This is a genomic window from Vibrio genomosp. F6 (genome assembly GCF_005146325.1).
Classification (GTDB): domain Bacteria; phylum Pseudomonadota; class Gammaproteobacteria; order Enterobacterales; family Vibrionaceae; genus Vibrio; species Vibrio cortegadensis.
In genome coordinates this window covers 134526-160498 of the sequence record NZ_SYUT01000011.1, presented here as the reverse complement: position 1 = coordinate 160498, position 25973 = coordinate 134526, and the positions used below count along the sequence as shown (strand labels likewise).

Genomic DNA, 25973 nt, shown 5'->3' with positions numbered 1-25973 from the left:
AACTTCAAAAAATAACCGTAAAAACAATTGATAAAAATCAAAGATTCCGTCGTTGATACTTTTTTGTCCAATTTTTGTTGGGTTAATTTCACTTTTCTTCAAGGTTCGTTTCTCCAAAACCGATATTCAGTTTTCATCCCAGTTCAGCTTGTCGCTTTGCCGTTTAATTAATCCCGTATTAATCATTAAGGAATTAAGCGATGAGTAACGAAACGCAAGGAAAAATGGGGGTTACGGGAATTGCACTCTTTACATTGTGTGCAGTCCTAGTAGTCGACACATTAACTGCGTCAGCCAGCATTGGTGTCAGTGCGATTGGTTGGTGGGTCTTAATGTTAATCTTCTTTGTGATCCCCTATGGGTTGATCACGTCTGAATTAAGTACAACATACCCAGGCGAGGGTGGTATTTACGACTGGGTAAAAGAAGCATTCAATTTTAAATGGGCGGTTAGAACAACATGGTTCTACTGGATCAACGTTGGCTTATGGATGCCTGCGGTTTACATCATGTTTGCGGGAATGTTTGCCGAACTCTTTATGCCTGAGCTCTCTTTATGGGGCCAAATTGCTATTTGTATATTACTCACATGGTTAACGGTTTGGATTTGTAATGTGTCTGCTGATATCGGTGTTTGGGTGACCAATATCGGTGCCGTCTTAAAAATAGTTGTCATCAGCACATTAGGTGTCGGCGGTTTTATTTATGCGATGAAAAATGGCGTAGCCAACGAATTTACCCTACCAGCAATGATGCCTTCGCTTGATTCTGCGGTCACTTTCTTACCCGCTATCGTATTTAATTTGATGGGCTTCGAACTGGTTGCGACCATGACAAAAGAGATGAAAGATGTACGCGACATGCCTAAAGCTGTCTTCCTTTCTATTGGTATCACTGCTTTCCTATACATTTTTGGTACTGTTGGCATCTTGATGGCTCTGCCAGTTGAAAGCATTGGTCTGGTTTCTGGTTTGATTGACACTTTTAGAACACTATTTGGTGAGGGTGCATTCGGTACGGCAATGGTTTATCTATTCGGTACATTCGCACTGTTAACTCTTATTGGCAACATGGTGAGTTGGACTATGGGTGCAAGCCGTGCCGCAGCGGAAGCAGCACAAGAGGGAGAACTTCCAGCACCTGTCGCGAAAGTATCAGAGAAAGGCTCACCAGTCGGAGCAAATAACATCACGGGTATTGTATCAACGGTTGTTATCTTGTCTTACGCACTGTTTGCACAAGGGAACGATGATCTGTTCTGGTCAATATTTGCTTTCTCAAGTTGTATTTTCCTACTGCCTTACCTGTTCATGTTCCCAGCGTACTTGAAGCTTCGCGTGGTAGATGGTGAACGTGAACGTCCATTCAAAGTGCCGGGTGGCATGGCGATGCAGTGGATTATGTCAATTGTCTGTTTTCTTGTGGTTTTCCAAGCGGTGGTACTTTTCATCTTCCCAGAAGCGTTAGATCTAACGGTAGCGGACTGGGGATATACAGGACCAGTTCTGATAGGCGTTATCGCGACCATCCTTATTGGGGAATGGATTTTACTTGGCGCGTTGAAACGTAAGAAAGAACAAGAAGTGACAGAAATACATCATCAAGATGCTCAAGCGTAATCTAGGAGAATGAGATCATGAAAAAAACATTAGATAGCACACCAAAAAATGACAATTTCAGAATGCCAGGTGAGCATGAGCCACATAATGAAATTTGGATGGCATGGCCGGAACGTACTGATAACTGGCGTGATGGGGCAAAACCTGCACAGAAAGTGTTTGTGGATGTCGCGAAGCAGATTAGTAAAACGACACCAGTAACCATGCTTGCAAGCTCAGCCCAATACGATAACGCCGTGTCACGTCTGCCTGATGATATTCGCGTTTTGGAAGTGTCGACAGATGATTCGTGGATGCGTGATATCGGAGCAACATATGTCGTGAACGACCAAGGTGAACGTCGTGGAGTAGATTGGGAATTCAATGCTTGGGGCGGTTTAGTTGATGGGCTTTATTCACCATGGAATCGAGATAATCAAGTAGCTCAGAAGATGTGTGAGATTATCCGAGATTCTCGTTATAAAGCTCCGATTGTCTTAGAAGGTGGTTCTATCCACGTTGATGGTGAAGGGACGCTTTATACAACAGAAGAGTGTTTACTTCATGAGAGTCGCAACCCTGAATTCAATAAAGAGGAGATCACAGCCGTACTTTGTGAGCATCTCAATGTTGAGAAGATCATCTGGTTACCCCATGGTTTATACAACGATGAAACCAACGGTCATGTCGATAATATTCTCCATGTCGTTAAGCCAGGTGAAGTCGTGCTGACGTGGTGTGATGACGAAAACGATCCTCAATATGCGATCAGCAGAGAAGCGTACGACAGCATCACCAGCCAAACCGATGCAAAAGGGCGCAACATCAAAGTTCATAAACTGCCAATGCCGGGCCCGCTATTTATGTCAGCTGAAGAAGCGGCAGGAATTGATATAGCAGAAGGGATGGAACGTGAAGCGGGTGAACGTTTAGCGGCTTCTTATGCCAACTACCTAATCACCAACAAGCAGATAGTCTTGCCACTGCTTGATGAACGATACGACAACGACGTAATTGCGATGTTAGAAAATATCTATCCGGGTTATGAGGTGAACGGTATCCCTGCGAGAGAAATCTTGCTTGGCGGTGGCAACATTCACTGCATCACTCAGCAGGTACCCAGAGTGTAACTATCGATTGAGCCATGAAAGTCAGTGGCATTGATAACTAAGAAATTAAATCCAAAACAATACATGAAACCGAATCGTCACGAGATCTACTCGAAAGAAACGTGAACAACAATAAAAATAGGAACTTAAAATGAAATTACCTTCTTCTAGTGCAACTGAATTAAACAAATCAAACCTTGAACATATGGTGTCAATGAAAGACTTCTCTGTAACAGAGATGGACAACATGATGGAACTCATGACTTATTTGAAGCAGGCACGCAAAGATAACGCGATTCCACAACTGTTCAAAGGCAAATCCGTTGGGATGATTTTTGAAGCGGGCTCAACTCGTACTCGTGTCTCTTTTGAAGTTGCGGCAACATTGCTAGGCGGCCACGCACTATTCTTGTCTCCAAAAGATATTCACCTTGGTGGTAAAGAGTCGATTGATGATACTTCACGCGTACTTTCTCGTATGTGTGACATCATCATGGCTCGTACTAACAGCCCTGAAACACTTGATGGCTTACTTGAAATGTCGACAGTGCCAGTGATTAATGGCCTCGATACTCGCTTCCATCCAACACAGATGTTGGCCGATCTTTTCACCATCAGAGAGCACATCACAGACGGACGTAAACTCTCAGATTTAACTTTGGCATTCATGGGCGATGCAACTGATGTATGTCGTTCATTGATGCTGACTTGTGCTAAGTACGGCATGGGCTTCAAGCAGATTGGTCCTAAAAAATACCACATGGAGCAAGAGTGGATCGATATGGCTCTGAACTTCTGCGAAGAGTCTGGCGGCACGATTGAAATTACAGACGATGTAGAACGAATTAGCGATTGTGATGTGGTGTACGGTGATAGCTTCTACTGGGTGACTCAAATGGATGAGAAGGAAGAGCGTCTTGCGGCATTTATGCCTCACTATGTGATCACCGAAGAGTTAATGGCGAAAGCTCGTCCTGGTGCGATGTTACTTCACTGCCTACCAGCAAATGATAAAGAGGAAGTGACACGTGGCGCACTAGAAAGTGAATACTCAGTGGCGTTTGATGAAGCAGAAAACCGACTAACGGCTCAAATGGCTATTTTGGTGTACTTCACTCATAAAGACGCGGTGATCCCAACGCAAGAGACGATTAAGCACCACGAAGATAAAATTAACGGCTTCTTAAAAACGTTATAACCGCCGTTGCTTTTAAGTGTAAAGAAAACAGCGCCACATAAATCGCCCCGTATTCATATCGAGTCACGGGGCGTTTTTTTGCGCGTTAGCGATAGGCCAGTGAAAAGAGGGTTCTATCTATGTCAAAAAGTTCCAAGCTGCGTAATGAAGACAAACTGGTTAAGAAGGCGCTTGATATTGGCGGGAAGATGGCAAAGATGCAAGGCTTTAACCTACCGCAGTCACCACAACCTGATAGAGTAAAAGCGATTTACCTGTTTTTGGTCGATGCCAAACAGATCACGCCGTTACCTGATGGCAAACTCGACGGTGCAAACATCAAGCACAGGTTGGCTCTTTGGGTTCATAATACGTTGCCAGACAACGACCCTCTAAAGTAAAAACTATGATGAAGAGTCATAACAAAGCGAGCCAGTTGGTTCGCTTTGTTTGATCTTCGGTGGCTGAGTGAACTTGGCCACTTGATAGGAGATTTGTAATATCTGGAATTATCCAAAGACTCTCTACAAACGATCGGCTCCAGGTGTGCCCAACTATTCTGAATTGAAATTCGCGAACTATCAAAAACATTAAGCTGATGAGACTTATTATCATTTACCAGGTCGCATTGTTATGTTATAACATAACGCAAGTTTGGTGGGCAGCAGCCTGCTATTGCTAATTTGAGGGAAATGATATGAAACCTGACATCCACCCGCAGTATCGTACTGTGGTATTTCATGACACGAGTGTTGATAAGTATTTTTTGATCGGCTCGACCTTACAAACAGACCGAGAAATTAAGTGGGAGGATGGCAAAACTTATCCTTATTACACGGTTGAAGTGTCGTCCGAGTCTCATCCATTTTATACAGGCAAGCAGCGTGTCATTCATAAAGAGGGTCGTGTGGCTAACTTTACTCGTCGTTTCGGTAGTTTGAATTCAGTAAAGCAGGGAGAGAAGTAACATGAAAGTATTAAATTCACTAAAGAGCGCCAAGAAGCGAAGCCCCGATTGTCAAATCGTCAAAAGAAAAGGGCGAATTTACGTTATCTGCAAATCAAACCCTCGCTTTAAAGCGGTTCAAGGTAAGAAGAAAAAGTAGATAAAGCGGGGTATACGATAAAGAGTTATGTAAGGATAAATTTGCTTTAGATTCGTACATTCGACATTGTTCAGCAGAAATACCATGTTAAGTGCTATTTCTGTTGAATGAGTCAATGAGGTAAATAATGAAAACGGGTGCTTAATTCTGGAGGCTTTAAGCGATCCAGTGAAATACTAAAACATAGAACCTACCTAAAAGTAGTACACCACAAAACTTCACAGTACAATTTCCAATCCTGCACTTGATTCTTGTTCTATTACGACTAACTTTATAGCGAATCGCAATAATATCTGTATTTAGTATTCTATTACTCTATAAAGCTGACCTATAACAGCGTAGGATCAAGCTAACTTTAGCCCCAAAACTAGGCTGCACTTAGGTGCATAAATGTAATTAATCATGAAACTAACAGCAAAACCATCACAGAATAACGCTCTACTTATTTCTATAACGACGCCGGAATTTAAAGGTGATGAAGCAAAGGAGTCCCTTGCTGAACTTGCTCGATTAGTAACCACGTTAGGGTTCAAAGTGGTTGGAACTCAATCACAGCATCACAAGTCAACGCAGAAACAGAACGTATTGGGAGCGGGTAAACTTGCTGAAATCGCCCACCTTACAGGTTACCAAGGCTCGATTGAAGAAGTAGAAGACGAAGATTTTATTGATGAATCGTTTGATTTTAGCTCTGGTATTGATGAATTAGATTTTGATAATTTGCCATCTGAAGGGTTGGAGTACGGAACTGCTGATGTTGTGGTATTTGACTGTGATTTGAGCCCGTCTCAACTGCGTAATGTTGAGGCCCATTTGGGTGTTGAAGTGTTTGACCGTACCGGCATCATCATTGAGATTTTCAGCCGTCATGCTCGCACTCGTACCGCTCGTCTACAAGTTGAAATTGCTCGTCTAAATTACCTAGTGCCTCGACTGCGAGAAGTAGCTGAGGGCGATAAAGAACGTCAAATGGGTCAGGGTGCTGGTGAAACGTCACTAGAGCTTGACCGCCGTAAAGTTCGCGATCAAATTGCCGCACTTAAACGTGAACTGGTTAGCGTACAAGATGAAATGAAAAACCGACGCACTAAACGCGCGGAGCTTTTCACTGTAGCTTTAGTTGGTTATACCAATGCCGGTAAGTCTTCGATGATGCGTGCGATGACCACAACCGAAGTGGTAGGTGAAGATAAACTTTTCGCAACGCTTGATACGACGGTTCGTGCTCTTCAGCCAATTACTCAACCGCGTATCTTGGTTTCAGATACGGTTGGTTTCATCAAAAAATTACCACACGATCTGGTTGCTTCATTCCACTCAACACTAGCAGAAGCGCATGATGCGTCATTACTACTCTATGTCGTGGATGCGTCTGATGCGACATTCCGTGCTCAGCTTGATGTGGTACATGAAGTACTAGCCCAAGTGGGGGTTGAAGGCAGCGAAAAACTATTAGTGCTGAATAAGTGCGATAGATTGAACGAAGAACAGCAGTTAGCGCTGATGGAAGAGTTCCCAGATGCGATGCTAACGTCAACTCTTGACCCATTAGATATCACTAAACTGCACAAATACATCGTTAGTGTTGCAGAACAAGGGATGATCGAAGAAGAGATCACCATCCCTTACTCTGGACAAAGCATTATTGGTGAAATTCGCTCTAAAATGAGTGTGGTTAAAGAAGATTATGACTACGAATGTATCAAACTAACGGTTCGCTCAAGCGCGATTGATTTAGCACGATTGAAAAAGCGTATGCAAAATATTTAAGTGACCTATTTATCATTCTGTGATTACCATAAAAATGCCGCTTTCTTAAGTTAGCGGTATTGTCTTTTCACCCTTTCGTACTATATATCTCTACTTGTTACTAATACTTTTATCATTAACCTCTATACTCAAAAAGTAAATTCATTATTTATGTGAATGTTTGGGTGGTGGTTATGAAACTGATTTATTTAGCGAGTGCTATCTCACTGGCAATGTTCTCTTCAGGATCTCTCGCGGTGGTTAATCAAGGTTATGATCTCAAAGATCATTATATTGTGGTGCTTGACGGTAACACACCGGACTCTCGTGCTAGTGAAATTGCTCAAGCGGTCGCGAAAGGAAAAGGTGTCGTCGGGCACCGTTATAACTTTGCAATAAAAGGCTTCTCTGTTCGTATGCCTATTCAAGCTTTAAACGGTTTGAAGCATCGCTTTCCAGATATCGATTATATTGAACCTGATATGGTTGTAAATGCGATGCCACGAGGCGGAAAACCTGATAAAGGAGGGGGCGATAGTGAAAACCCAAGAGCGACACAACAGACTCCGTGGGGGATTGATCGTGTCGGAGGTTTTGTCGACATGACAGGCTCCAATTCAGTGGCGTGGGTCATTGATACTGGGATTGATAGTAGTCATCCAGATCTGAACGTTGATAGAAGACGAGGGGCTAACTTTGCTCGTGGGAAGAAAAATAATACCAACGACGGTAACGGACACGGTACTCATGTTGCAGGGACGATTGCTGCAAAAAATGACGGATTTGATGTGGTTGGTGTTGCCGCGGGTGCAACAGTGATCCCTGTTCGAGTGCTAGATAATAATGGTAGCGGCACAATGTCTGGCGTGATTGCGGGTGTCGATCATGTTGCGGCTAACGCAAGTGCTGGTGATTGCGCCAATATGAGTTTAGGCGGTAGTGGCTTTTCTGCGGCTCTTGATAGTGCCATAAAGTCGGCGGCGGACGATGGCATATTCTTCTCTGTTGCGGCTGGTAACTCTAGTGCCGATGCAGAGAACTTTACGCCAGCAAGTACCGATCACGTTAATGTATTTACCATTTCAGCGTTTGATAGCAATGATAATTTTGCCGCTTTTTCTAACTATGGGCCTGATGTGGAATATGGACAACCGGGAGTGAATATTTTATCGACCAAGGCTGGTGGTGGGACGGTGGCCTATAACGGTACATCCATGGCGGCGCCTCATTTCTGTGGTGTGATTCTGGCGAGTTCAGGTTTGGTTGCAACCGATGGGGTGGTGAATAATGATCCAGATGGCACTCCAGATCCGATTGCAGTACGTAATTAATGTGCATAAAGACTAGAAAAATAGCGTGATGTATATACGGGAAGCGGTACATAGACTCCTTCCTATTTGCCGTTTCCCTTTTTAATCACAGGCAGTAAACCATAAATAAAAAGCGACCGATGATCCGGTCGCTTTTTTTGTTCGTTATTGGCCAATATAGCTGGCGGTTCTTTCATGTAGTTGAATGAAAGAACCGTTACGCCATTCTTTGTGTCGGCTTCCAACGTGCGAGTTCTGGGTCAAGCTTGATACCTTGCGAGGTCAGCAAGTTAACACGAGCCAAGTAGGCTGCGCCATGCATTAGGTGTTTTGCTAGGTCGACTGCATTACGCTGTTGGTAATCATCTAGATAGCTGTCTTTTGCCCATGCGTTGAATGCGCCAAGTGCTGGACCTGCCCATACTTGGTAATCCATCTCACGACCTTGTTCGCCGGTGTTTGACCAGCGGCTAGAAAGACCCAAGTACCAACGGAAAATTAATGCCATCTTACGTTTCGGATTGCCTTCCGCACGTTCGATCTGTTTAGGATCGCGCTCATTAAAGTGAGCCACAGTCCCCGCCCAGATGTCATCCAATGTTGAACGGAATACTTGTTTCTCTAACTTCAGGCGTTCTTCAACTGGGATCGCTTCAATCGAGTCGTAACGTGTGTATAGCTCATACAGTTTGTTGGCACGCATTGGGAACAAGGTACCGCGCTTAACCACTTGCAGTTTCACGCCCATTTCGAACATGTCTGCGGCCGGAGCCATCGTCACGTCAGCCATTTCAGTTGTCGAAAGCAGCTTACGTGTGTGTTCGCTCGCGCCAGCCTCAACACACGCTTGGTTGATAGAACCGGTAACAATGTATGCCGCGCCCATGTTAAACGTCGCTAGAGCTGCGTCAGGCGTGCCTACACCACCACCACAGCCAACACGCAGTGGTGTTTTGAACTGGTACTGTGCTTGGATTTGCTCTTTCAGCGCTAGAATCGTTGGTAGCAGTGTTACTAGCGGACGGTTATCCGTGTGACCACCAGAGTCAGCTTCTGCGGTAATGTCATCTGCCATAGGAACCAGCTGTGCTAGTTCCATCTGTTCTGCTGTGATTCGACCTTCATCAAACAAAGCTTGCAGCATTTTAGCTGGAGCTGGCTGCATGAACTTGCTTGCGACTTCAGTACGGCTTACCTTGGCAATAACTTTGTTGCCAATCTGAATCTCACCTTGTGCATCGCGGCTAAGGCCCGCAGCACGATAGTGAACGATTTGCGGTGTTAAACCTAAGAATGCTGAAGCCTCAACTGTTTTCACTTTGTGCTTCAAAAACAGCTCAACACTGCCGCGCTCTAGAGCGGGTTCGCTTGGGCTGTGAATTAAGTTAAACGCGTAAGGACCGTTTGGTAGTGCAGCTTGAATGCGGTTGATCGCTTGCTCAACGCGAGACGGGATTAAGCCCGCAGCGCCAAATGAACAAAGAATGCCAGCCTGACCAAGTGCGATCACAAGCTCTTCAGATGAAATGCCGTTTGCCATTGCACCTGCATAATAAGCGTATTTCACGCCGTGACAGCGACGAAAATCTTCGTCGCCCAAGCTTTGTGTGCCCAATGCCGGAGCAAAAGCGCTAACAGGTTGGTTGTTCGCTGAACTTGCTGAATCGCCCGATGCAATCTCTGCTTGTTGGCTAACACCTAACCCTTTTTCTGGGTGGTTCACTACGTAACAAGCAAGGCTTAAATCTTTCAAAATTGTCGACATTGCCGCGTTATCAAAGCGAGTTGTGCTCTCTTCGATCTGCCAAGGCCACGGAGATAGCTTTTCGTTATTGATTGTAGTTTGAGTTGTCATACTAAATTCTTTCCTAGTTCTCTGTCTCTAATGCGGCTTATGCTTTATCGATAGCAGGGGCTTCTTCGATACAAATTGCGATGTCTTTCACTTCGTAAATACGCAGACCATCTTTGCTCAGGTTTGCGTCGCCAACGATGATGCGTTTGCCGTCTTCGTCTTTAATCGCAGTGATGTGTACATCCAGAGACATCTGTTTGTTCAGAGGGTTAATTTGACCACGGTATTTCCATTTCACTTCAGATTGGATTTGACCAAACTTCGGATTGCGGAAGCCAGCGCCAAGATCTTTGTTTAGCGCATAGGTTTGCATCAGCTCGATGATTGCTTCAACACCTAGAGAACCTGGCATTACTGGATCTTGATGGAAGTGGAACTGGAAGAACCAATCGCTTGGGTCAATGGTACGTTCAGCGTATAGGTAACCAAGGCCGTCTTTACCACCGTCACTAGTGATCTGCACGGTATCGATAAAGTTCAAGCGACCGCCAGCCAGTTGATAGTGCTCTTGCACTTCACCCGTAGCAGAAACTGGTGCATTGAAGTAACGAGTCGTTTTGTCTAGTAGGTTGATGTTTACATCCGGCGTGCGGTTGTTATCAACGTGCCAAGGGTGAGTCACTTTACCGTTGTCCAAACCAAGTTGGTCTTTCAGTGCTGCGCCTTTGAAGTAACCAAATACCGCTGTACCTTCGTAGAACGGCACACCGTCAGTGCTCAGTTCGAAGCTGAAGCTCTGTACGATGTTGGTGCCCATCATTACGGTTGAAAGCAAGCGAGAATCGTTGGTGATCGTTTTGCCGCGCAAGTCGACGTTACGCAACATTTTGCCGCTGCCATCTAGGTTACGGAAAAACAGTTCTTCACCTGGGAAGCCCAGTGTCGTACCCATGTAGCCAGAGATAAAGCCGTTCGGCTGCAGTGAAATCTCCATCAATACCGAGTAAGGCATTAAGGTCTGGTGGCTGTTTTCATCAAAGTACCATGCGTTTTCTGGCACTTCGTATTCAGCGATACACGATGAAGGCTTCTTGAAGTCGCCACGCTTACCGTCGATCTCAACAACGCGAGTAGTTAGCTGTAGGTCGCCACACGGAGTACGTGGTGGAATCATGCCACGGTAGATAGAGAAATCAGGACCGAAACATTTCTCGATATCACCAGTAGCGAATTCGAACATGTGGTATGGCGTGAATGGAACCGTATCAGGTGTGCGGTTCGGGTAATCAGGCGTTACCGGAGCTTCAACGTGTTGAAGAGGAATTACGCCTTTATTTGGCGCTGTTTCTAGGTCTTCAATTTGTGCCATGAGTGGTGCATTCGCTGAAGCTTGTTGGTTTACTGCTGGTGTATTGCCCAAGCTTTTATGGTCCAAGCTTTCGATAACAGGAGTTGCGACAGCAGTTTCTAAAGAAGGCAGGTAACGAGTACATTCGTCGTCTTCTTTGATCATCACACCCAAATTTTGGAAATCAACAATCACTTTGCCGTTCAGCAAAATATCGATGTTAGCTTTCGCGTATGGGCGAGGTCTGAGACCAATCTCGGTCACTTCCATGCGGTAAGTCAGTTCTGCCGATTGTGGTAGAACTTGACCACGACAGCGTACTTGCTGAGGCGCATTTTCAAGTGGTTGGAAACGACCATTTTGAACAAGCGTGTGCATGCCAAGGTGCATCATGAAGAACTGAAGCAGTTGACCACAACCTTCTGCCATCAAAGAACCAGCCATTACTGAGTCATCTTTGAAGTGACAAGGGAAGTACCAGTGCTCAGGCTCTAGCTGCTTATGACCTTCAATCAGACCAAGTCCCCATGTGCCGCCTTGCGGTTCCACACGGCTAACTTTTTCGATCATCATGAACTTCTCTGAGCTGAAGCATAAAGAAGGCTGGTGGCTATTGGATTGGTGAGTTGGACCAAAACATTCTGCAATGTTGGCAGTTAGTAGGTGGCGCAGTTCTTGGTGGTTAAACTGGGTTTTAGGGCAGTGCAACATTGGGTCGAAGCGTTGCTTAGTAGCAAGCTTACGAGCCTTGATTTCGTCTTCAGTGTGAATCACACCTTTGCCGTCCGCTAGTTCTTCATCAGTGAAGAAGCCTGCACAGCCGTTATCCATTTTCAGGATCATCTTGTCGCCAACGAAACATTCGTACGAGAAGAAGAACAGCAACGTATCGCCATTGCGAGCAAAGCTATTGATTGAGATATCGTAACGCAGCGTATCGCCACCACGAGGCAAGTCGCCAAGGAAAGTTAATGTGCAATCAAGCAGGCGGTAAACACGTTCGCCTTTGTTTTCAAAATCAATGCCTAAGTAGCTAATCAGCATTAGGTCACACTGACCAGATTCTACCGCGACAGCCCAAGGGATCTGACCATCGACAAGATACGGCGCATCAACTGGGATGTCGTATTCTGTGGTCATGGTGCTTGGCTTGTATTCGTTCACTGTCGCGTTGAGCTTGGTTACACGAGATACCAATAGGTAGTCAGTGGTTGGTAAGCGAACGCGGCGCGAGTAGCTATCGATGATCGCGTAGTCAGGACCAAATACATTGGCGATATCACCTTCAGCGTATTCAACCAGATCATCGTAATCCCAGATACATGGCTTACGGATAGGTTTTACTGGTGCTGGCGTCGTAAGTGCGTTTACTGGCACTGACTGAACTTGAGCTGGTTGAGCTGGTTGAGCTGATGTTTCAGCTGAGCTATCTAAACCAGACGTAATTGCGTTTAACTGTGCCTTTAATAGTGCATCAGCCATCTGCATGCCTTGGGCACGAGTGTGCAGGAATGCTTTGTGTACTTGCTGGGCCGCTTGCTGGTTTTGAGCAAAAGCTTGGTTATGTGGTGTTACAGACGGTTGTAATGCTGCATCCGTCTTAGCGTCGATTTGAGACGCGCCATTTTTAGCGGATAGGACATGAGTCATATTGCTGTGGTTACCTGTTAGCTGACTGTGGCGAGTTGGCGCCAGAGTAGGGGATACTGATGTAGGAGTTTCGATGACTGGCTCTACCGCGTTCTGCGCTAATGCCTTCTTCTCTAACTCTTTTTGCGCAAGGGCTGCTTGAATGCTTGCCGTCGTTGGAATCGACGCCACTCTTGCTGCTTGTTTACCAGAAGCTTTCTGTTGAATCGTTGCCAAGTTGGTCACTGGGGTTTGGGCAATATGTTGATAGATATCGCGACCACCTAATGTCACTTGCTTAACCAATTGACGTTTAGCATCACTCGCCAGTTCATTGCTTAAACGAACGGACAGCGACTGAGATTCAACATTCGATTGGCTTAGTAGCAGCTGTGAACATTGTCCTTCGCTGATGTTAGCAACAATCGCGCTCTTAGAGCTGACATTTGGATTCAGAGACTCAAGGTTCAGGTTGAGCAGACCGTGTAGCAGGCTTGCCATGCCAGAAGCTGCGGAGCAATGACCAATACGTTGACTCGCTTGAGTCGTCCTTGTGCTCGCTAAACTTAGAGACGAAGACTGATATGATGAAGACTCTGGTGCATGGTTAAGCTCAAGCAGAGAAACATCGTTCGAGCTCATACCGACTTGAGTCAGTAACTCATCAGCAACGGCGTTGTTACGCTCGCTTGAACCAAAGGCTAAGGCGTTGATACTGCCGTAAGCTGTCTCTTGGTTGCTCGCTACTCGACTCTCTTCAACAAGAACAATCGCACCTGCGCCTTCGCCCACATTCCAACTGCCGTCTTGCGGTTGTCCGAATTTTGGAGCAAGTGACACTGGGCTCATGCTGTTCTTCAGAATCACATGTTCCGCACTGCCACTAAGGTCAACGGCTGCAATCACGACTGCGTCCATGGATTCTTGCGACATTAGGTTTTGCGCGACATCGATACAACGAGCAACTGATTGTTCAGCGGCTGAAATCGTAAAGGCAGGGCCGTTAAAGTCCCACAATGAAGAGATACGCGAAGCCATGATGTTGCCGATGAAACTGGTGTATTGGTTCAGCTTGGCTGCGTCCATTACACTGTCCATCGCGATGGTTTCTAGCGATTTGTATTCGTCTTGTGTTAGCTCAATACCCATGTTGGCAAAGCTGTCAGCCAATTTGCTATGCAGGTTTACGCGTCCACGGAATTGGTGCATTTCAAGCTCTGTTTCCATTGCCACTAAAACCGCAACCTTTTGACCTGCCACGAGCTTGGCATCTTTGATGGCTTCGTCTGCAACTTTCATCAGTAGCAACTGCTGAGAGATCAAACGGTCATCTTCATTAGGCGGTACTTTGAAGCGTAGGAAATCGAGGTCGAATTGATCGATGTACGCGCCATTTGGAATGCCGTGTAAACCAAACTGATTCAGCAGTTCTGGATGTTGGTCTAAGCCTTTCCAGCGTTTCTTCGGCAAGGCAATGAAAGCATCGCTGTTAGTCTCAATCGCAGTGCTTAGTGCATTGATGCTTTGCAGAGAACCGAAGTGAGACGCGAGACCAGTAATGCTTAAATTAGGCGATTGTAGGCTTGGAGATGCTGACTCTAGAGTCTGGTTTGCATGACCCGTACCTGAATACGCTTCAAGCAGTAAGTGAGCATTACAACCACCGAAACCAAATACAGAAACACCCGCACAGCGCTCTTGGTTGCCCGCTTTACTTGGCCAAGGTTGCACTTGTGTTGGTAGCGTCTGTGAACCAAATAAACCTTCTGGCGACGATAGTGGCTTGTCCAAATTAATACTTGGAGGAAGCACACCTTCTTTCATCGCGAAGATCATCTTCATGATCCCAGGCATACCTGCTGCCGTCAGTAAGTGACCGAGATTTGACTTCGCAGAGCCAATCAATGGCGGGTTAGAACCATTCAACTTGTCAGCAAAGAAACGTTCCATTGAGGTTAACTCAACCTTGTCACCTAACGGTGTGCCGGTTGCGTGGCACTCAATCACTTCAATGCTGTCTGGTGATAGGTTTGAAGCCTCGTAAGCGCGTTCAAAGGCTTGGACTTGTCCCTTGCTATTTGGGCTTAATACGAACTGGCCACGGCCATCGTTCGACAAGCCAATACCGCTGACGACTGCGTAGATGTTGTCGCCATCACGCTCTGCATCAGCTAAGCGTTTTAGCACTAAAACACCGGCACCTTCGCCAGCAAATAGGCCTTTACTGTTGCTATCAAACGGAACCGACACACCGTGGTCAGGGTAAGCGTGGAAAATGGAAAAACCCATGTTGATAAAGAATGGGTCAGCACCGGATACCGCACCTGCCAACATCATGTCGGCTTTGCCTGTGTTTAAGTAATCACACGCTAACTTCAATGAATACACAGAACTTGCACATGCCGCATCTAGGCTAAGTTGTACGTTGCCTAAACCTAACGCATCAGCTACTAACTTAGAGGCGTTGTGTGCTGCTGCACCGTTGATCGGGTTGAGGTCTTGAGCAGTTTCATTGGTTGGTAGCAGTGAAAACTGGTCATTATTCAATTTATCTTTAAGTGCTTTCTCGACCACCGAGTGATACATCGGCAGAAACAGGTCGTTTGAGCGTGTGGTTGGGAACGAAAGGGCACCCATGATCACGCCTGTGCGTTCTAAAATATCGGCATTTAAATTAATGCCTGCGTCGACTAACGCCTTACGACTTGTGTCCAAAGCCCATAGGAAGCTTTGATCTACGCCGTTAAATGATTCTGCTGTTAAGCGGTAGCCATTGCTATCGAACTTGAAGTTTTCGATGTAGCCGCCTTTATCACAATAAAAGCGATCCGACTCACCTTGCACACCCTGATAGCTTTCAGGTTTAGCACCTAGTTTTTCAGCGCTTAATGTGGTTCGAGAATCTTTTTTATTCAGCAAGTTTTGCCAAAAGTCTTTTGGCGTATCAGCTTCTGGGTATTGGTTAGCAATACCGACAATCGCGATCTTATTGCACTTCACTTGCTGCTTATTCTTAGCTTGAGCCTGATACTGGTTCGATTGAGAACTCATACTAGCTCTCCTTGATGATTCACTGCGCTGCCTTGAGATACACCACTTAATTGCTTAGCGGCGGTGATCTGTTGTTCTAGCCCTTGAATTAGTGGCTCGACAGACAATGGAATTTGATGAGTAATGAGCTGACCAATGCATTTGATGAGCGTGACAACATCGTCACCGCCTTTGGCATTGGAAGCGATTGTGCAGTACTGGTCGGCTACGTTGTCGCTACGATTGATCTTGTCGATCAATGTGCTGGTTTGACGATCGGCACCCACTTCGACAAACAGACGAGCACCTTGCTGACGTGCACTCTGGATCAACGCGGTGAAATCCAGCGTCGAACAGAAAGTGCCGGCAATCGAAAGGGCGATGCTGTCGCTGTCGATATTGATTGGTGCGCCAGTCGGTAGACCTGCTGCGCTGATAAAGCGGATATGCTTTGGCAACTCGTCGAACAGTGGTTGAGTGTAAAACTCCTGCACTTGGCTATGCTGGCTCAACGCTGGCGTGGTGTGCATTGCAGTAACACGGTTCGCGGCAATGCCACGCTTACCAAGCTTTTTGAGTAGTGCACGACAAGTGTTTTCACAACCGGCCAGTACGCAGGTGTCACCTTGGATAATGGCAAGATAAGCACGCGGAAACTCTGGTAACAGAGCCTTAATCGCTTGCGCATCACTGCGAACCACAAAGCTGTTCCATTGGATGCTTTCGTCGCCGTTCAGCCGCCAATTTTGACGCACGGCTGTGAGTTCACCAGAAATAGCCGTCGTGAAAATAGGGCTAGTTTGAGTCATCTCGATTAGCGCATGTGGGTTTTTCCAAACATTTAAGCTCGCCCACATGGAAGCTTCACCTTTGGAGTAACCCAAAGCGAAATCTGGCTGCACTTTGAATTCATCACATAGCAGTTGTGTTAACAGATAACTACTGCCCACACCTGCAATTGCCAATTCACTGAGCGACATTTCTTGCGAGTCTTCAGCGTAGGTTTTTTCAGCCTGCAGCATCTCTTTCAAGTTACCTTCACGTTCTAAACGAGCAAATAACTGTGGGAAATGGTGGTGAAACTCTCGCAACATACCGGGATAAACCGTGCCAACACCAGGGTAAACAAATGCAACGCCACCTTCGCTTTGAGGCTTCGGTGAGAAACAACTACCCGCAGGAGTTTTGTATTGGCTATTGTCAGCCATTACTTTTGGCAACGCATTTTCTAGTGCTGTGATCTCTTGTATTGCAGCCTCAATTGAAGCCGCTTGAATCACGATGTTCGCGCCAAGATCAGCATTGTGTTGAGCGCTTTGGAAGTGGCTTAGGTTTGAATGCATCAAAGTGGCGATAGCAAGTTTGCTGTCTGCCGCTTCGTTAACGCATTTAAGCTCAACTCTTAGTGAGGTCAACTGAGAAAACAATTCAGCTTGGTTATTGCCAGAAACCACAAACATCAAACGCTCGCTGGATAGCAAGGGTTTTGGTTCTTGCAAACCGGTTGCTTGAGTCAATATCAGGCTGGTGGCTGTTTGGCTATCGTCACTGAAAGTTAACGCAGCAACACGTGCTTTGTTCGGCTCAGTGAACCAGTAATGGCTCGGTAATGAACGGCTCGATATCGCATTAACCATATTCAACAATTCATCAAACTGCAGCGAAGCAGAAAGTGCAGAATATTGTTGTTGATGGCTTAAATCTGTAGCGGGGCGGCGCGCAATATCCAGAGCAAGCTGGATGCTATCTCCGGTAACAGCATCTACAAAACCCGCTAAATTCGCGTGTGGATGAATCTTATTTTGGGCTGCGGTCAGTGCGCTCAACATCACCAATGATGGTGAGTGAGAATCCAAACAAAGCTTAACAACATTACCTTGATTGACTGTCTCGATGGCGTGAGCAAGTGCTTGATTAAAATTGCCATCAACCACAACAGTCATCATTTTTGGAAGCGAAGGTGATAAGTCGGCAGAAAGCTCAGCCGCGTTTGCTGGCTGAGCTAAAAGAGCGATGCGCAATGGCATCGCTTTATTAGTAGGAACAGTCACTATGACAATTGCTCCTTTTCTGGGTTCTTAGTCGCCTCTTTCTTTGATACTGCTGAGCTAGACTTCGGCAAAAATGCGTCGTTTAAGCTCTTGCTGATGGTGACTTTGGCACCTTTCATTACTGCGCTTAAACGACCATCTTGGTGGTAAAGCGAGATATCAGCTTGCAGCGAACGAGCCGTGCTTTTTATCACGCTCAGTTCTAGCCAACCTTTGTCACCATTGTGCATTGGTGCGTAACAAATAAACTCACCAATTGCAGACGGTAGGCTTGCCGCGCCGTATTTCAATCGAGCCCATACCAGCATCGCTTGCAACAGATAATCTTCTGCAAATGGCTGGCTATCACCAAAACTTTGCTTCGGAATAAATGATCCGCAGTCGCTGTTTTCAATCTGAGGCAACTGGCATTGAGCCAATAAGCCTAAGTCGTCAAAGCGCTCGACTGAAGTAAGACCTTGCAATCTTGGTCCGTGAAACAGAGTGCCATCACTGTATAGAGCTTGCGCCGTTGTTACTGGTGTTGAAGAGTTAGCTTCAAAGCGTTTTGTCGACGCTTGTTGAACATCTTCAGACACTTGCACAGAGGCAACTTGCAACTGAGCTTGATACTGTGGTCGCCCTTGGCAACTGATCACCGCTTTTAGCTGATCTTTTGATTTAGCATCAGAGGAAAGAACCAGCTTCAGCTCTTGCACTTCATCAGTATCAAAAATCACTCCCTTAAGCAGTTTGTAGTTGTGAACGCTAACGTTCACCCCTAACAGTTGCTCAGCCACTTCACGCATCCATTGGATGGCACACACTGTCGGTAACACTGGGTTACCGGCAATGCAGTGATCTTGAATGAAAGGCAATGCCTTAGGATCAAGATGACGTGTCACAGTGATGCTTGTATTCAGCGGACTCTCTGCAAGATGCACAGACTCCGCATTAAGCTTTTTTACAGCAGCTTCCTTGTTGTCAGAACCTTGCATGCTCGTACCAACCAGCAGTTGAATGCCAGTTTCGTTCAGTAGTTGAGAGCTAAACAGTTCTGCACCTGCCTGAAGAGGAATTACGTACACACCACGCTCTGTAAACATACGTTTCAGTGCTGCGTTTACCATGCCGCCGTCCCACGGTCCCCAGTTGAAGCTCATTACTTTCGCTTGAGGGTTACGCGCAGACAGTTGTAGAGCCGCTTTGTTTAGGATCTCGTTAGACATCGAGTAATCGCTTTGGCCTGTGTTTCCATAGAAACCCGCCGCCGAAGAGAACATCGCAATCAGTTTTAACTTGCCGCTATCAAGACCACCAAGAACCGCTTCTAGTCCACCCACTTTGGTGCCGTAAACCATGTTCAGTTCATCAAGCGTTTTGTCTTGAATGTGTTTGTCAGCCAGTACACCTGCGCCGTGGATTAGCCCCGTGATGCCGTCGAAATTCGCCAGTGTTTTCGCTACAGACTCATGGTTCGACACATCTAGATTTAGGTATTCAGCGCTCGCGCCAATCTCGTTGAAAGCGGCAAGTGCTGCGTTGATTTCAAGGCTGCTCAATACCGGCTTTAGCAAGGCATCAACTTTTTTCGGTGTTGGTTTGTCACCTGTTGCTTGTAGGTGAGCGATAGCCGCTGGTTTTAGCTCTTTCTCTTGCTTGCCCTGTGCCCACTGAGGTAGCTCAGCTGAAGTAATATGCTTACTACGACCTGCAAGAATGAAATGAGATTTACATTGCTTAGCAAGCGTCAGTGCACATTCAAACGTCACGCCTTTAGCGCCACCAGTTACCAGAACTTTATCGCTCTTGGTGAGTTGAGCGCCTGTGTTTTTAGTTTGTGCAGCACCTGGTGTTGCAGCAATCAATGTTGCACGACCAGATTCACCGTTTTCCGCATGGCTAAGGCCGATTTCAACCGTGTTGGTATCGATATCGTACAGTTCGCCTGTGATAGCTTCAGCAAGGTGACGAGCATCAATCGAAGCATCAACATCCAATGCACGGCAGAACACGTTTGACCATTCATGGCTCAGTGTCTTAGTTAGACCAGACAACGCGGCTTGGTTAAGTTCTGCATTCGCTAGTTGCTTAGCATCTAGGTAACCAAAGCCACCATCGATACGGCTTAGTGTGAAGAACACGCTGCGACCAGAAACCGCATTCAGTTGGCCATTTAGGTGCTTGGCGAATAAGAACGCTGTCGTCAGCGAAGCTCTTGAGCCTGCATTCAAGTTAACCGCTTGCTCGTTGCATTGTTTAGCATCAACGATAGCTTGTAGATGAATGAAGCCAGCAATCACTTTGTTCGACGTTTTCAGGTCTGCTTCGATGTCGTTAATAACTGCAGTGACACCAGCATCATCGACGCTGTTGAGTGTGTAGCTTGCGATTTCACTGTTTAAAGGTGACGCGGCAGAAAGAGCACTACGCACTACAGCAACTTGAATGCCGTTAGCGGTCAACTTCTCTGCTAGAACACCGGCGTTGTGACCATCATCTGTGATCACGACACAAGCGTCTTTTGAGAAACAATCGACGAGTTTATCTGCCGCTGGTAGCTTTTTTAGCGCCACCTCATTGTGTGGAGGAAGTTCCGCTGTCGCTGTTTCTGCGATAGGCGTTACTGATTCAGCTTTAGCAGTCGCTACGGGTGCAGCCGCGGATAGCTTGCTTTGCATGTAGGTAACGATTTCACCAAGCGTACGACACTCAGCTAAGTCTTCAGGATTTAGCTCTGGCAGCGTTGGTAGTTGGTCTTGAACCGTACCAAGGATCTCAACACGTTTGATTGAGTCGATACCAAGGTCTGCTTCCATGTCCATTGCTAGATCGAGCATTTCTGCTGGGTAGCCTGTTTTGTCGGCAACCACTTCCATCATTGTTGATTGAACATGAGCAGGGTTTAGGTCGTTGCTTGCGCTTTCTACAATTGCCTCTACTTCTGCAGCAGGAGCTACTGTCGCTGCTTCCGAATTCGGAGCTAACTTGCTGTTCATGCTTTTAGTATTCATGTAAGCAACGATTTCGCCAAGAGTACGACACTCAGCTAGGTCTTCAGGGTTCAGCTCTGGCAATGTTGGTAGCTGGTCTTGAACCGTACCAAGGATCTCAACACGTTTGATTGAGTCGATGCCAAGGTCTGCTTCCATGTCCATTGCTAGGTCGAGCATTTCTGTTGGGTAGCCTGTTTTATCAGCCACTACGCTCAGCATTGTGCTTTGAACTTGTTCTGCGTTTAAACCGTTTGATACTGCTTGCGCTGGTGCAGATGCTTGAGTTGCTACTGGAGCAGGAGCAGAAGCTGGAAGCTTACTGTTCATGTAGGCTACGATTTCGCCTAGAGTGCGACACTCTGCGAGATCTTCAGGGTTGAGTTCTGGAAGAGTAGGTAACTCGTCTTGAACCGTACCTAGAATTTCAACTCGCTTGATTGAGTCGATACCAAGGTCAGCTTCCATGTCCATTGCTAGGTCTAGCATTTCAGTCGGGTAGCCCGTCTTCTCTGCTACCACTTCTAACATAGTTTTCTGAACTACAGCTGCATCTAAACCGCTAGCTGCTTGAACTGAAGTTTCTGCAGTTTGAGCGACTACTGGTGCCGAAGCTGGAAGCTTGCTGTTCATGTAAGCAACGATTTCGCCAAGAGTACGACACTCAGCTAAGTCTTCAGGGTTTAGCTCTGGAAGAGTAGGCAGTTCATCTTGAACCGTACCAAGGATCTCTACGCGCTTGATTGAGTCGATACCAAGGTCAGCTTCCATATCCATTTCTAGATCAAGCATTTCCGTTGGGTAACCTGTCTTCTCAGCAACCACTTCTAGCATGGTTTGTTGAACGATTTTCGCATCAAGACCGTTAGCAGCTTGAACAGGAGCAGTTGCGCTTGGCTGTGCTGCCACAGGCGCTGATGCTGGCATCTTGCTGTTCATGCTTTTACTGTTCATGTACTCGACGATTTCACCAAGAGTACGACATTCCGCTAAATCTTCAGGGTTCAGCTCAGGTAGGTTCGGCATTTCGTCTTGAACGGTACCAAGGATCTCTACGCGCTTGATTGAGTCGATACCAAGGTCTGCTTCCATGTCCATTTCTAGATCAAGCATTTCCGTTGGGTAACCCGTTTTCTCAGCGACCACTTCTAGCATCACTTTTTCAGCATCGGCTGATTGTACTGCTAATGGTGCAGCTACAGGAGCTGATTGCGCTTTAACTGGCACAGGTTGAGTTGCAACAGGCGCTGCGGCTTGAGCCGCTACTTGTGGTGCAGGAGCAGCTTTCTGTACTGGCGTAACTTGAACAGACTGAGCTTGAACTGGTGCAGCTTGGACAGGAGTCGCTTGTACTTGAGCTACAGGCTGTTGAACGATAGCTGCTGGAGTAGTTTGAGTAGCTGGAGCCTGAATCGCTGGCTGAGCATTTACTGGCGCAACGAAGGTTGGTTGTGCCGTTTGTGCTGAACCTTGCGTCAGCATATTAAGTGCAGAGCTGTTGCTGTGCGCTTGCATTTCTAGGTAATGAGCGTGCGCTTTTAGCGTTTCAGCTTGGTGCTGGTGGAACATTTCCATAGAACGCTGTAGGTTCTCAGGAATTGCCACGCCTGCTGTTGCCATTTTCGCTTGCTCAGACATTAGGGTGTTGAATGTGTCACCGTATTGCTGAGGAATCGCCAAGAATTGCTGATGTACTTCCGCTGCTTGTTGTTGAGCATTGAAGAACGATTGCAGTGAAGATTCATCAACTGTTACTTGAGCTGCAGGCTGACTAGTCGCTGGGGCTGTTTGAACCACTTGTGATTGTGGAGCAGCTGTTGCTACTTGTGCACTTGGTGCTGGAGCAGCTGACTGTTGTACATTTGAAGCTTGAGGAGCAGCCACAGGTACTTCAACGATTTCTGTTTTAATCACTTCTTTTTCCACGATTTTCTCGACTTCAACTTTCACTTCAACAATCTCAGTCTTTTCGGTGACGTTGCCCGAAGCCAATGATTGATTCATTTTCTTACGAGTAGCGGGGCTGATGTAGTTGGTTGCATTCAGCTTGATGTTCATTGGTGATGCCTTTGCAGGTTCAGCAATGTCAGCTTGGTAAGGGTCAATGTTGTCTAATGAAACACCTGCCACGCACAGTTGAACCGCAGCTAAACGAAGCTGTTGGTCACTGTCGCCTTTAGGGCTTGGGTTGATACTGATTGCGTAAAGTTCTTCGTTCTTATCAGCCAATGTTTTCTCAACCAGCTTTTGAAGAATGTTTTTCGGACCGAACTCAACGAATACACGCGCGCCTGCTTCATACATCGCTTCAATTTGCTCGCTGAAACGAACCGATTGCAGCATGTGCTGTTTGAATGCTTTCTTAATCGCTTTCGCGTCTTTGCTGTGCAGTTTGCCCGTTGCGTTTGAGTAAAGCGGCAGCGTTGGAGCGCTGAATGAAGCTTTATCAATTGCAGCAGCAAATGGTTTTTGAGCGTGAGCAACAAGCGGTGTGTGGAAAGCACCAGACACTGGCAGAGCAATCGCTTTGAAGCCTTGTTCTGTTAGCGCTTGTGCTGCTTGTTGAACCGTCGTAGTTGGACCTGCAATAACCAGTTGAGTCGGAGCGTTGTAGTTGGCAATGCTCACGCCTTCGAATTGGCTGATGCAGCTTTCAACGGCTGGAAGCTTGTCTGCATCTAGGATGACCGCAAACATAGTACCGCTGTCACCTTGTTCAGGTGTCGCAGCCATTGCATCGCCACGAGCGAAAGCTAGCTGGTAGTAATCTTCTTGCGAGATAACACCCGATGCACATAATGCGCTTAGCTCACCAAAGCTGTGACCTGCAACCATGTCTGCTTTGAAGCCAGCTTGAGTCATGATGTCGAACTGACCCATAGACACAGTACCAATCGCACTTTGCGCGTTGGCTGTGTTGGTTAGTACTGCTTCTTGAGCTTTGGTTGCTTCTGGTGTGAAGGTTGGAATTGGGAACAGAATTTGCGACAGAGCTGTTTTCTTATGTTGACCAAATACTTGATCCGCTTGAGCAAGCTGTTGGCGCATTTCTGGGTAATGACAAGCAAGCTCGCGACCCATGTTGAGGTATTGCGAACCTTGACCTGCAAATAGTGCCGCGACTTTACCTGCACCGTTTTCAGCAATCAGTGCTGACTCACGGTAGCTAGTACCGTTCGGCATCTGCCAATGTGTTTTGGTTTGGCTCTCAAGCATAGAAATCGCTTGAGTCAGTTGCGCTTGAAGGTCTGCTTGGTCAGTCACGACTAAACCAAGACGAGCATGCTGAGCGTTTACTTCACGTAGAGAGTGTTGCTCAGCAAGTGCTTCCAGTTTGAACGCAGCATCGGCAGCTTGAGTTGAAACCTGTTTTAGCTCGTCGATCAGTGCTTGGCGAGATTCTGCGCTGAACAACAGAGTTTGCGGTACTTGGCGCTGACGGTATTTGTCACCGCGAGCGTGCTCTGGCGTGTACTCTTCTAATACAACGTGGAAGTTAGTGCCACCAAAACCGAATGAGCTGATACCTGCACGGCGCGGTGTGCCGTCGACACGTTGCATCCAAGGGCGCGTTTGTGTGTTTAGGTAGAATGGTGAGTTCTCGATGTCCAATTTAGGATTCGGGCTCGACACGTTGATCGTTGGCGGAAGTACTTTATGGTGTAGTGCTAATGCAGCTTTGATTAAACCTGCAGTACCCGCGGTTGATTTGGTGTGACCAATTTGAGATTTCACAGAGCCTAATGCAATGTGTTGCTTCTCTTCGTTGTTCTCACTGAATACCGAGTTTAAGCCACCAAATTCAGCCACATCACCTGCTGCGGTACCTGTGCCGTGCGCTTCTAAAAGGCCAAGCGTGTGCGGTGCGAAACCAGCATCATCGTAAGCGCGTTTTAGTGCTTTTGCTTGTCCTTCAGGGCGAGGCGCGTAGATACTCTTGAACTTACCGTCCGAAGAAGAACCGACACCTTTAATCACTGAGTAGATTCTGTCGCCATCGCGCTCTGCATCTTCAAGACGCTTAAGAGCAACCATGCCAATGCCTTCACCAATCATCATGCCTTTGGAGTCGATATCGAAAGGTTGAATGGTTTCATTAGTGGTAAATGCAGGTGTTTTAGAGAAACTCATGTACATGGTTGGTGAGTTATCAGTACACACACCACCTGTGATCATCATTTCACTGCGGCCTTCAACCAGCTCACTAAGAGCCATACGCATTGCCGCCAGAGAGCCTGCACATGCTGCATCCACCACACAGTTGATGCCACCAAGGTCAAAGCGGTTAGCGATACGACCTGAAATTACGTTACCCAATGAACCAGGGAATGAGTTCTCTTCCCAGTGGATGTATTGGTCTTGGAATTTTTTGATCAGCATTTCGCTGTCTTCGTCGTTGATGCCACTGCTCTTGAAGACTTTTTTCAAAACAGGATATTGAAGACGAGCATTTAGGCTTTGAGCGATCTTCTGACCGCCACCAACACCTAGCGTGATACCGATCTTATCGCGATCGTAGCCTTCAGGCAGCTTGGCATCTTCAAGAACTTCTTTTGCCACGATCAGAGAAAGCAACTGTGACGTATCAGTCAGTTCTAGAATGTTTGGCGGAAGGCCGAACTCCATTGGGTTGAAGTCCACTTCAGGGATGAAACCACCGCGCTTACAATAAGACTTGTCTGGCGCAGTACGATCTGAATCGTAGTAGTCTTCGGGATGCCAGTGGGTTTCTGGCACTTCAGTAATGGCATCGATCTTTTCGCTGATCAAATCCCAGAATTTGTTTAGGTAGCGAGAGTTTGCAAACATGCTTGCCATACCAACGATAGCAATTGGCATGTCTTTAAGGCGTTTATTCAGTCGAGTGTCGTCGACTGATTCAGGGGCGTTTGTTTCGGGTTGGCTCATTATGAGTCTCCACTTGAAATCACTGAGGGCGATGTCTTATTTAGAGGCGGCGCTTTGAATTGGATAGAAAATAAATCTGAAACAGACTTGAGCAAACGCAGCCGAAAAGTCAGGTTGTTGAAGTTAAGCAACCAGTTTGAAATTGGGTTTATTGAGCAGTAATGCTCGCGAGAAGGTGAAAGCATCACAAG

The 25973-nt window shown here is 46.6% G+C and carries 12 protein-coding genes; 8 read left to right on the top strand and 4 right to left on the bottom strand.

Going from position 1 to position 25973, the window contains the following annotated elements; translation table 11 throughout:
• Positions 1–200: 200 nt before the first annotated feature.
• From FCV43_RS02755 to FCV43_RS02720, 8 genes are all read left to right on the top strand, one after another.
• Positions 201–1619, top strand: coding sequence for an APC family permease (locus tag FCV43_RS02755; RefSeq protein WP_017053347.1), 1419 nt, complete (start codon positions 201–203; stop codon positions 1617–1619).
• A gap of 17 nt (positions 1620–1636) precedes the next feature.
• Complete coding sequence (gene aguA, locus FCV43_RS02750) at positions 1637–2728, top strand: agmatine deiminase (RefSeq protein ID WP_136993951.1); 1092 nt, start codon at positions 1637–1639, stop codon at positions 2726–2728.
• Between the two features lie 130 nt (positions 2729–2858).
• Positions 2859–3905, top strand: coding sequence for an ornithine carbamoyltransferase (gene argF / locus FCV43_RS02745; RefSeq protein ID WP_136993950.1), 1047 nt, complete (start codon positions 2859–2861; stop codon positions 3903–3905).
• Between the two features lie 119 nt (positions 3906–4024).
• A complete protein-coding gene (locus tag FCV43_RS02740; RefSeq protein ID WP_017053344.1) occupies positions 4025–4285 on the top strand; it encodes a DUF5062 family protein in 261 nt (86 codons plus the stop codon).
• Positions 4286–4581: 296 nt separating this feature from the next.
• Positions 4582–4851 (top strand): type B 50S ribosomal protein L31, encoded by a 270-nt coding sequence (locus FCV43_RS02735; protein WP_017053343.1) that lies wholly within the window; start codon positions 4582–4584, stop codon positions 4849–4851.
• Between the two features lies 1 nt (position 4852).
• Positions 4853–4990, top strand: coding sequence for a type B 50S ribosomal protein L36 (gene ykgO / locus FCV43_RS02730; protein WP_017053342.1), 138 nt, complete (start codon positions 4853–4855; stop codon positions 4988–4990).
• 402 nt (positions 4991–5392) lie between these two features.
• On the top strand, positions 5393–6760 hold the full coding sequence (gene hflX / locus FCV43_RS02725; protein WP_136993949.1) for a GTPase HflX: 1368 nt from the start codon (positions 5393–5395) through the stop codon (positions 6758–6760).
• A gap of 173 nt (positions 6761–6933) precedes the next feature.
• Positions 6934–8070 carry a S8 family serine peptidase gene (locus FCV43_RS02720; protein WP_017051747.1) on the top strand — a complete coding sequence of 379 codons (1137 nt, stop codon included), beginning with the start codon at positions 6934–6936 and terminating at the stop codon, positions 8068–8070.
• A gap of 196 nt (positions 8071–8266) precedes the next feature.
• Here the strand turns inward: FCV43_RS02720 and pfaD are convergent, their stop codons facing one another.
• The 4 genes from pfaD to FCV43_RS02700 are packed head-to-tail and all read right to left on the bottom strand — an operon-like array spanning position 8267 to position 25782.
• Complete coding sequence (pfaD, locus tag FCV43_RS02715; RefSeq protein WP_136993948.1) at positions 8267–9904, bottom strand: eicosapentaenoate synthase subunit PfaD; 1638 nt, start codon at positions 9902–9904, stop codon at positions 8267–8269.
• A gap of 37 nt (positions 9905–9941) precedes the next feature.
• Positions 9942–15872 (bottom strand): beta-ketoacyl synthase N-terminal-like domain-containing protein, encoded by a 5931-nt coding sequence (locus tag FCV43_RS02710; protein ID WP_136993947.1) that lies wholly within the window; start codon positions 15870–15872, stop codon positions 9942–9944.
• Entirely contained in the window at positions 15869–17902 is a 2034-nt protein-coding gene (locus FCV43_RS02705) for a PfaB family protein (protein ID WP_136993946.1), read from the bottom strand. The genes FCV43_RS02710 and FCV43_RS02705 overlap by 4 nt, the downstream gene beginning before the upstream one ends.
• The gene (locus FCV43_RS02700; RefSeq protein ID WP_136993945.1) at positions 17902–25782 is read right to left on the bottom strand and encodes a type I polyketide synthase; all 7881 of its coding nucleotides are present in this window, start codon (positions 25780–25782) and stop codon (positions 17902–17904) included. The genes FCV43_RS02705 and FCV43_RS02700 overlap by 1 nt, the downstream gene beginning before the upstream one ends.
• Positions 25783–25973: the final 191 nt, after the last annotated feature.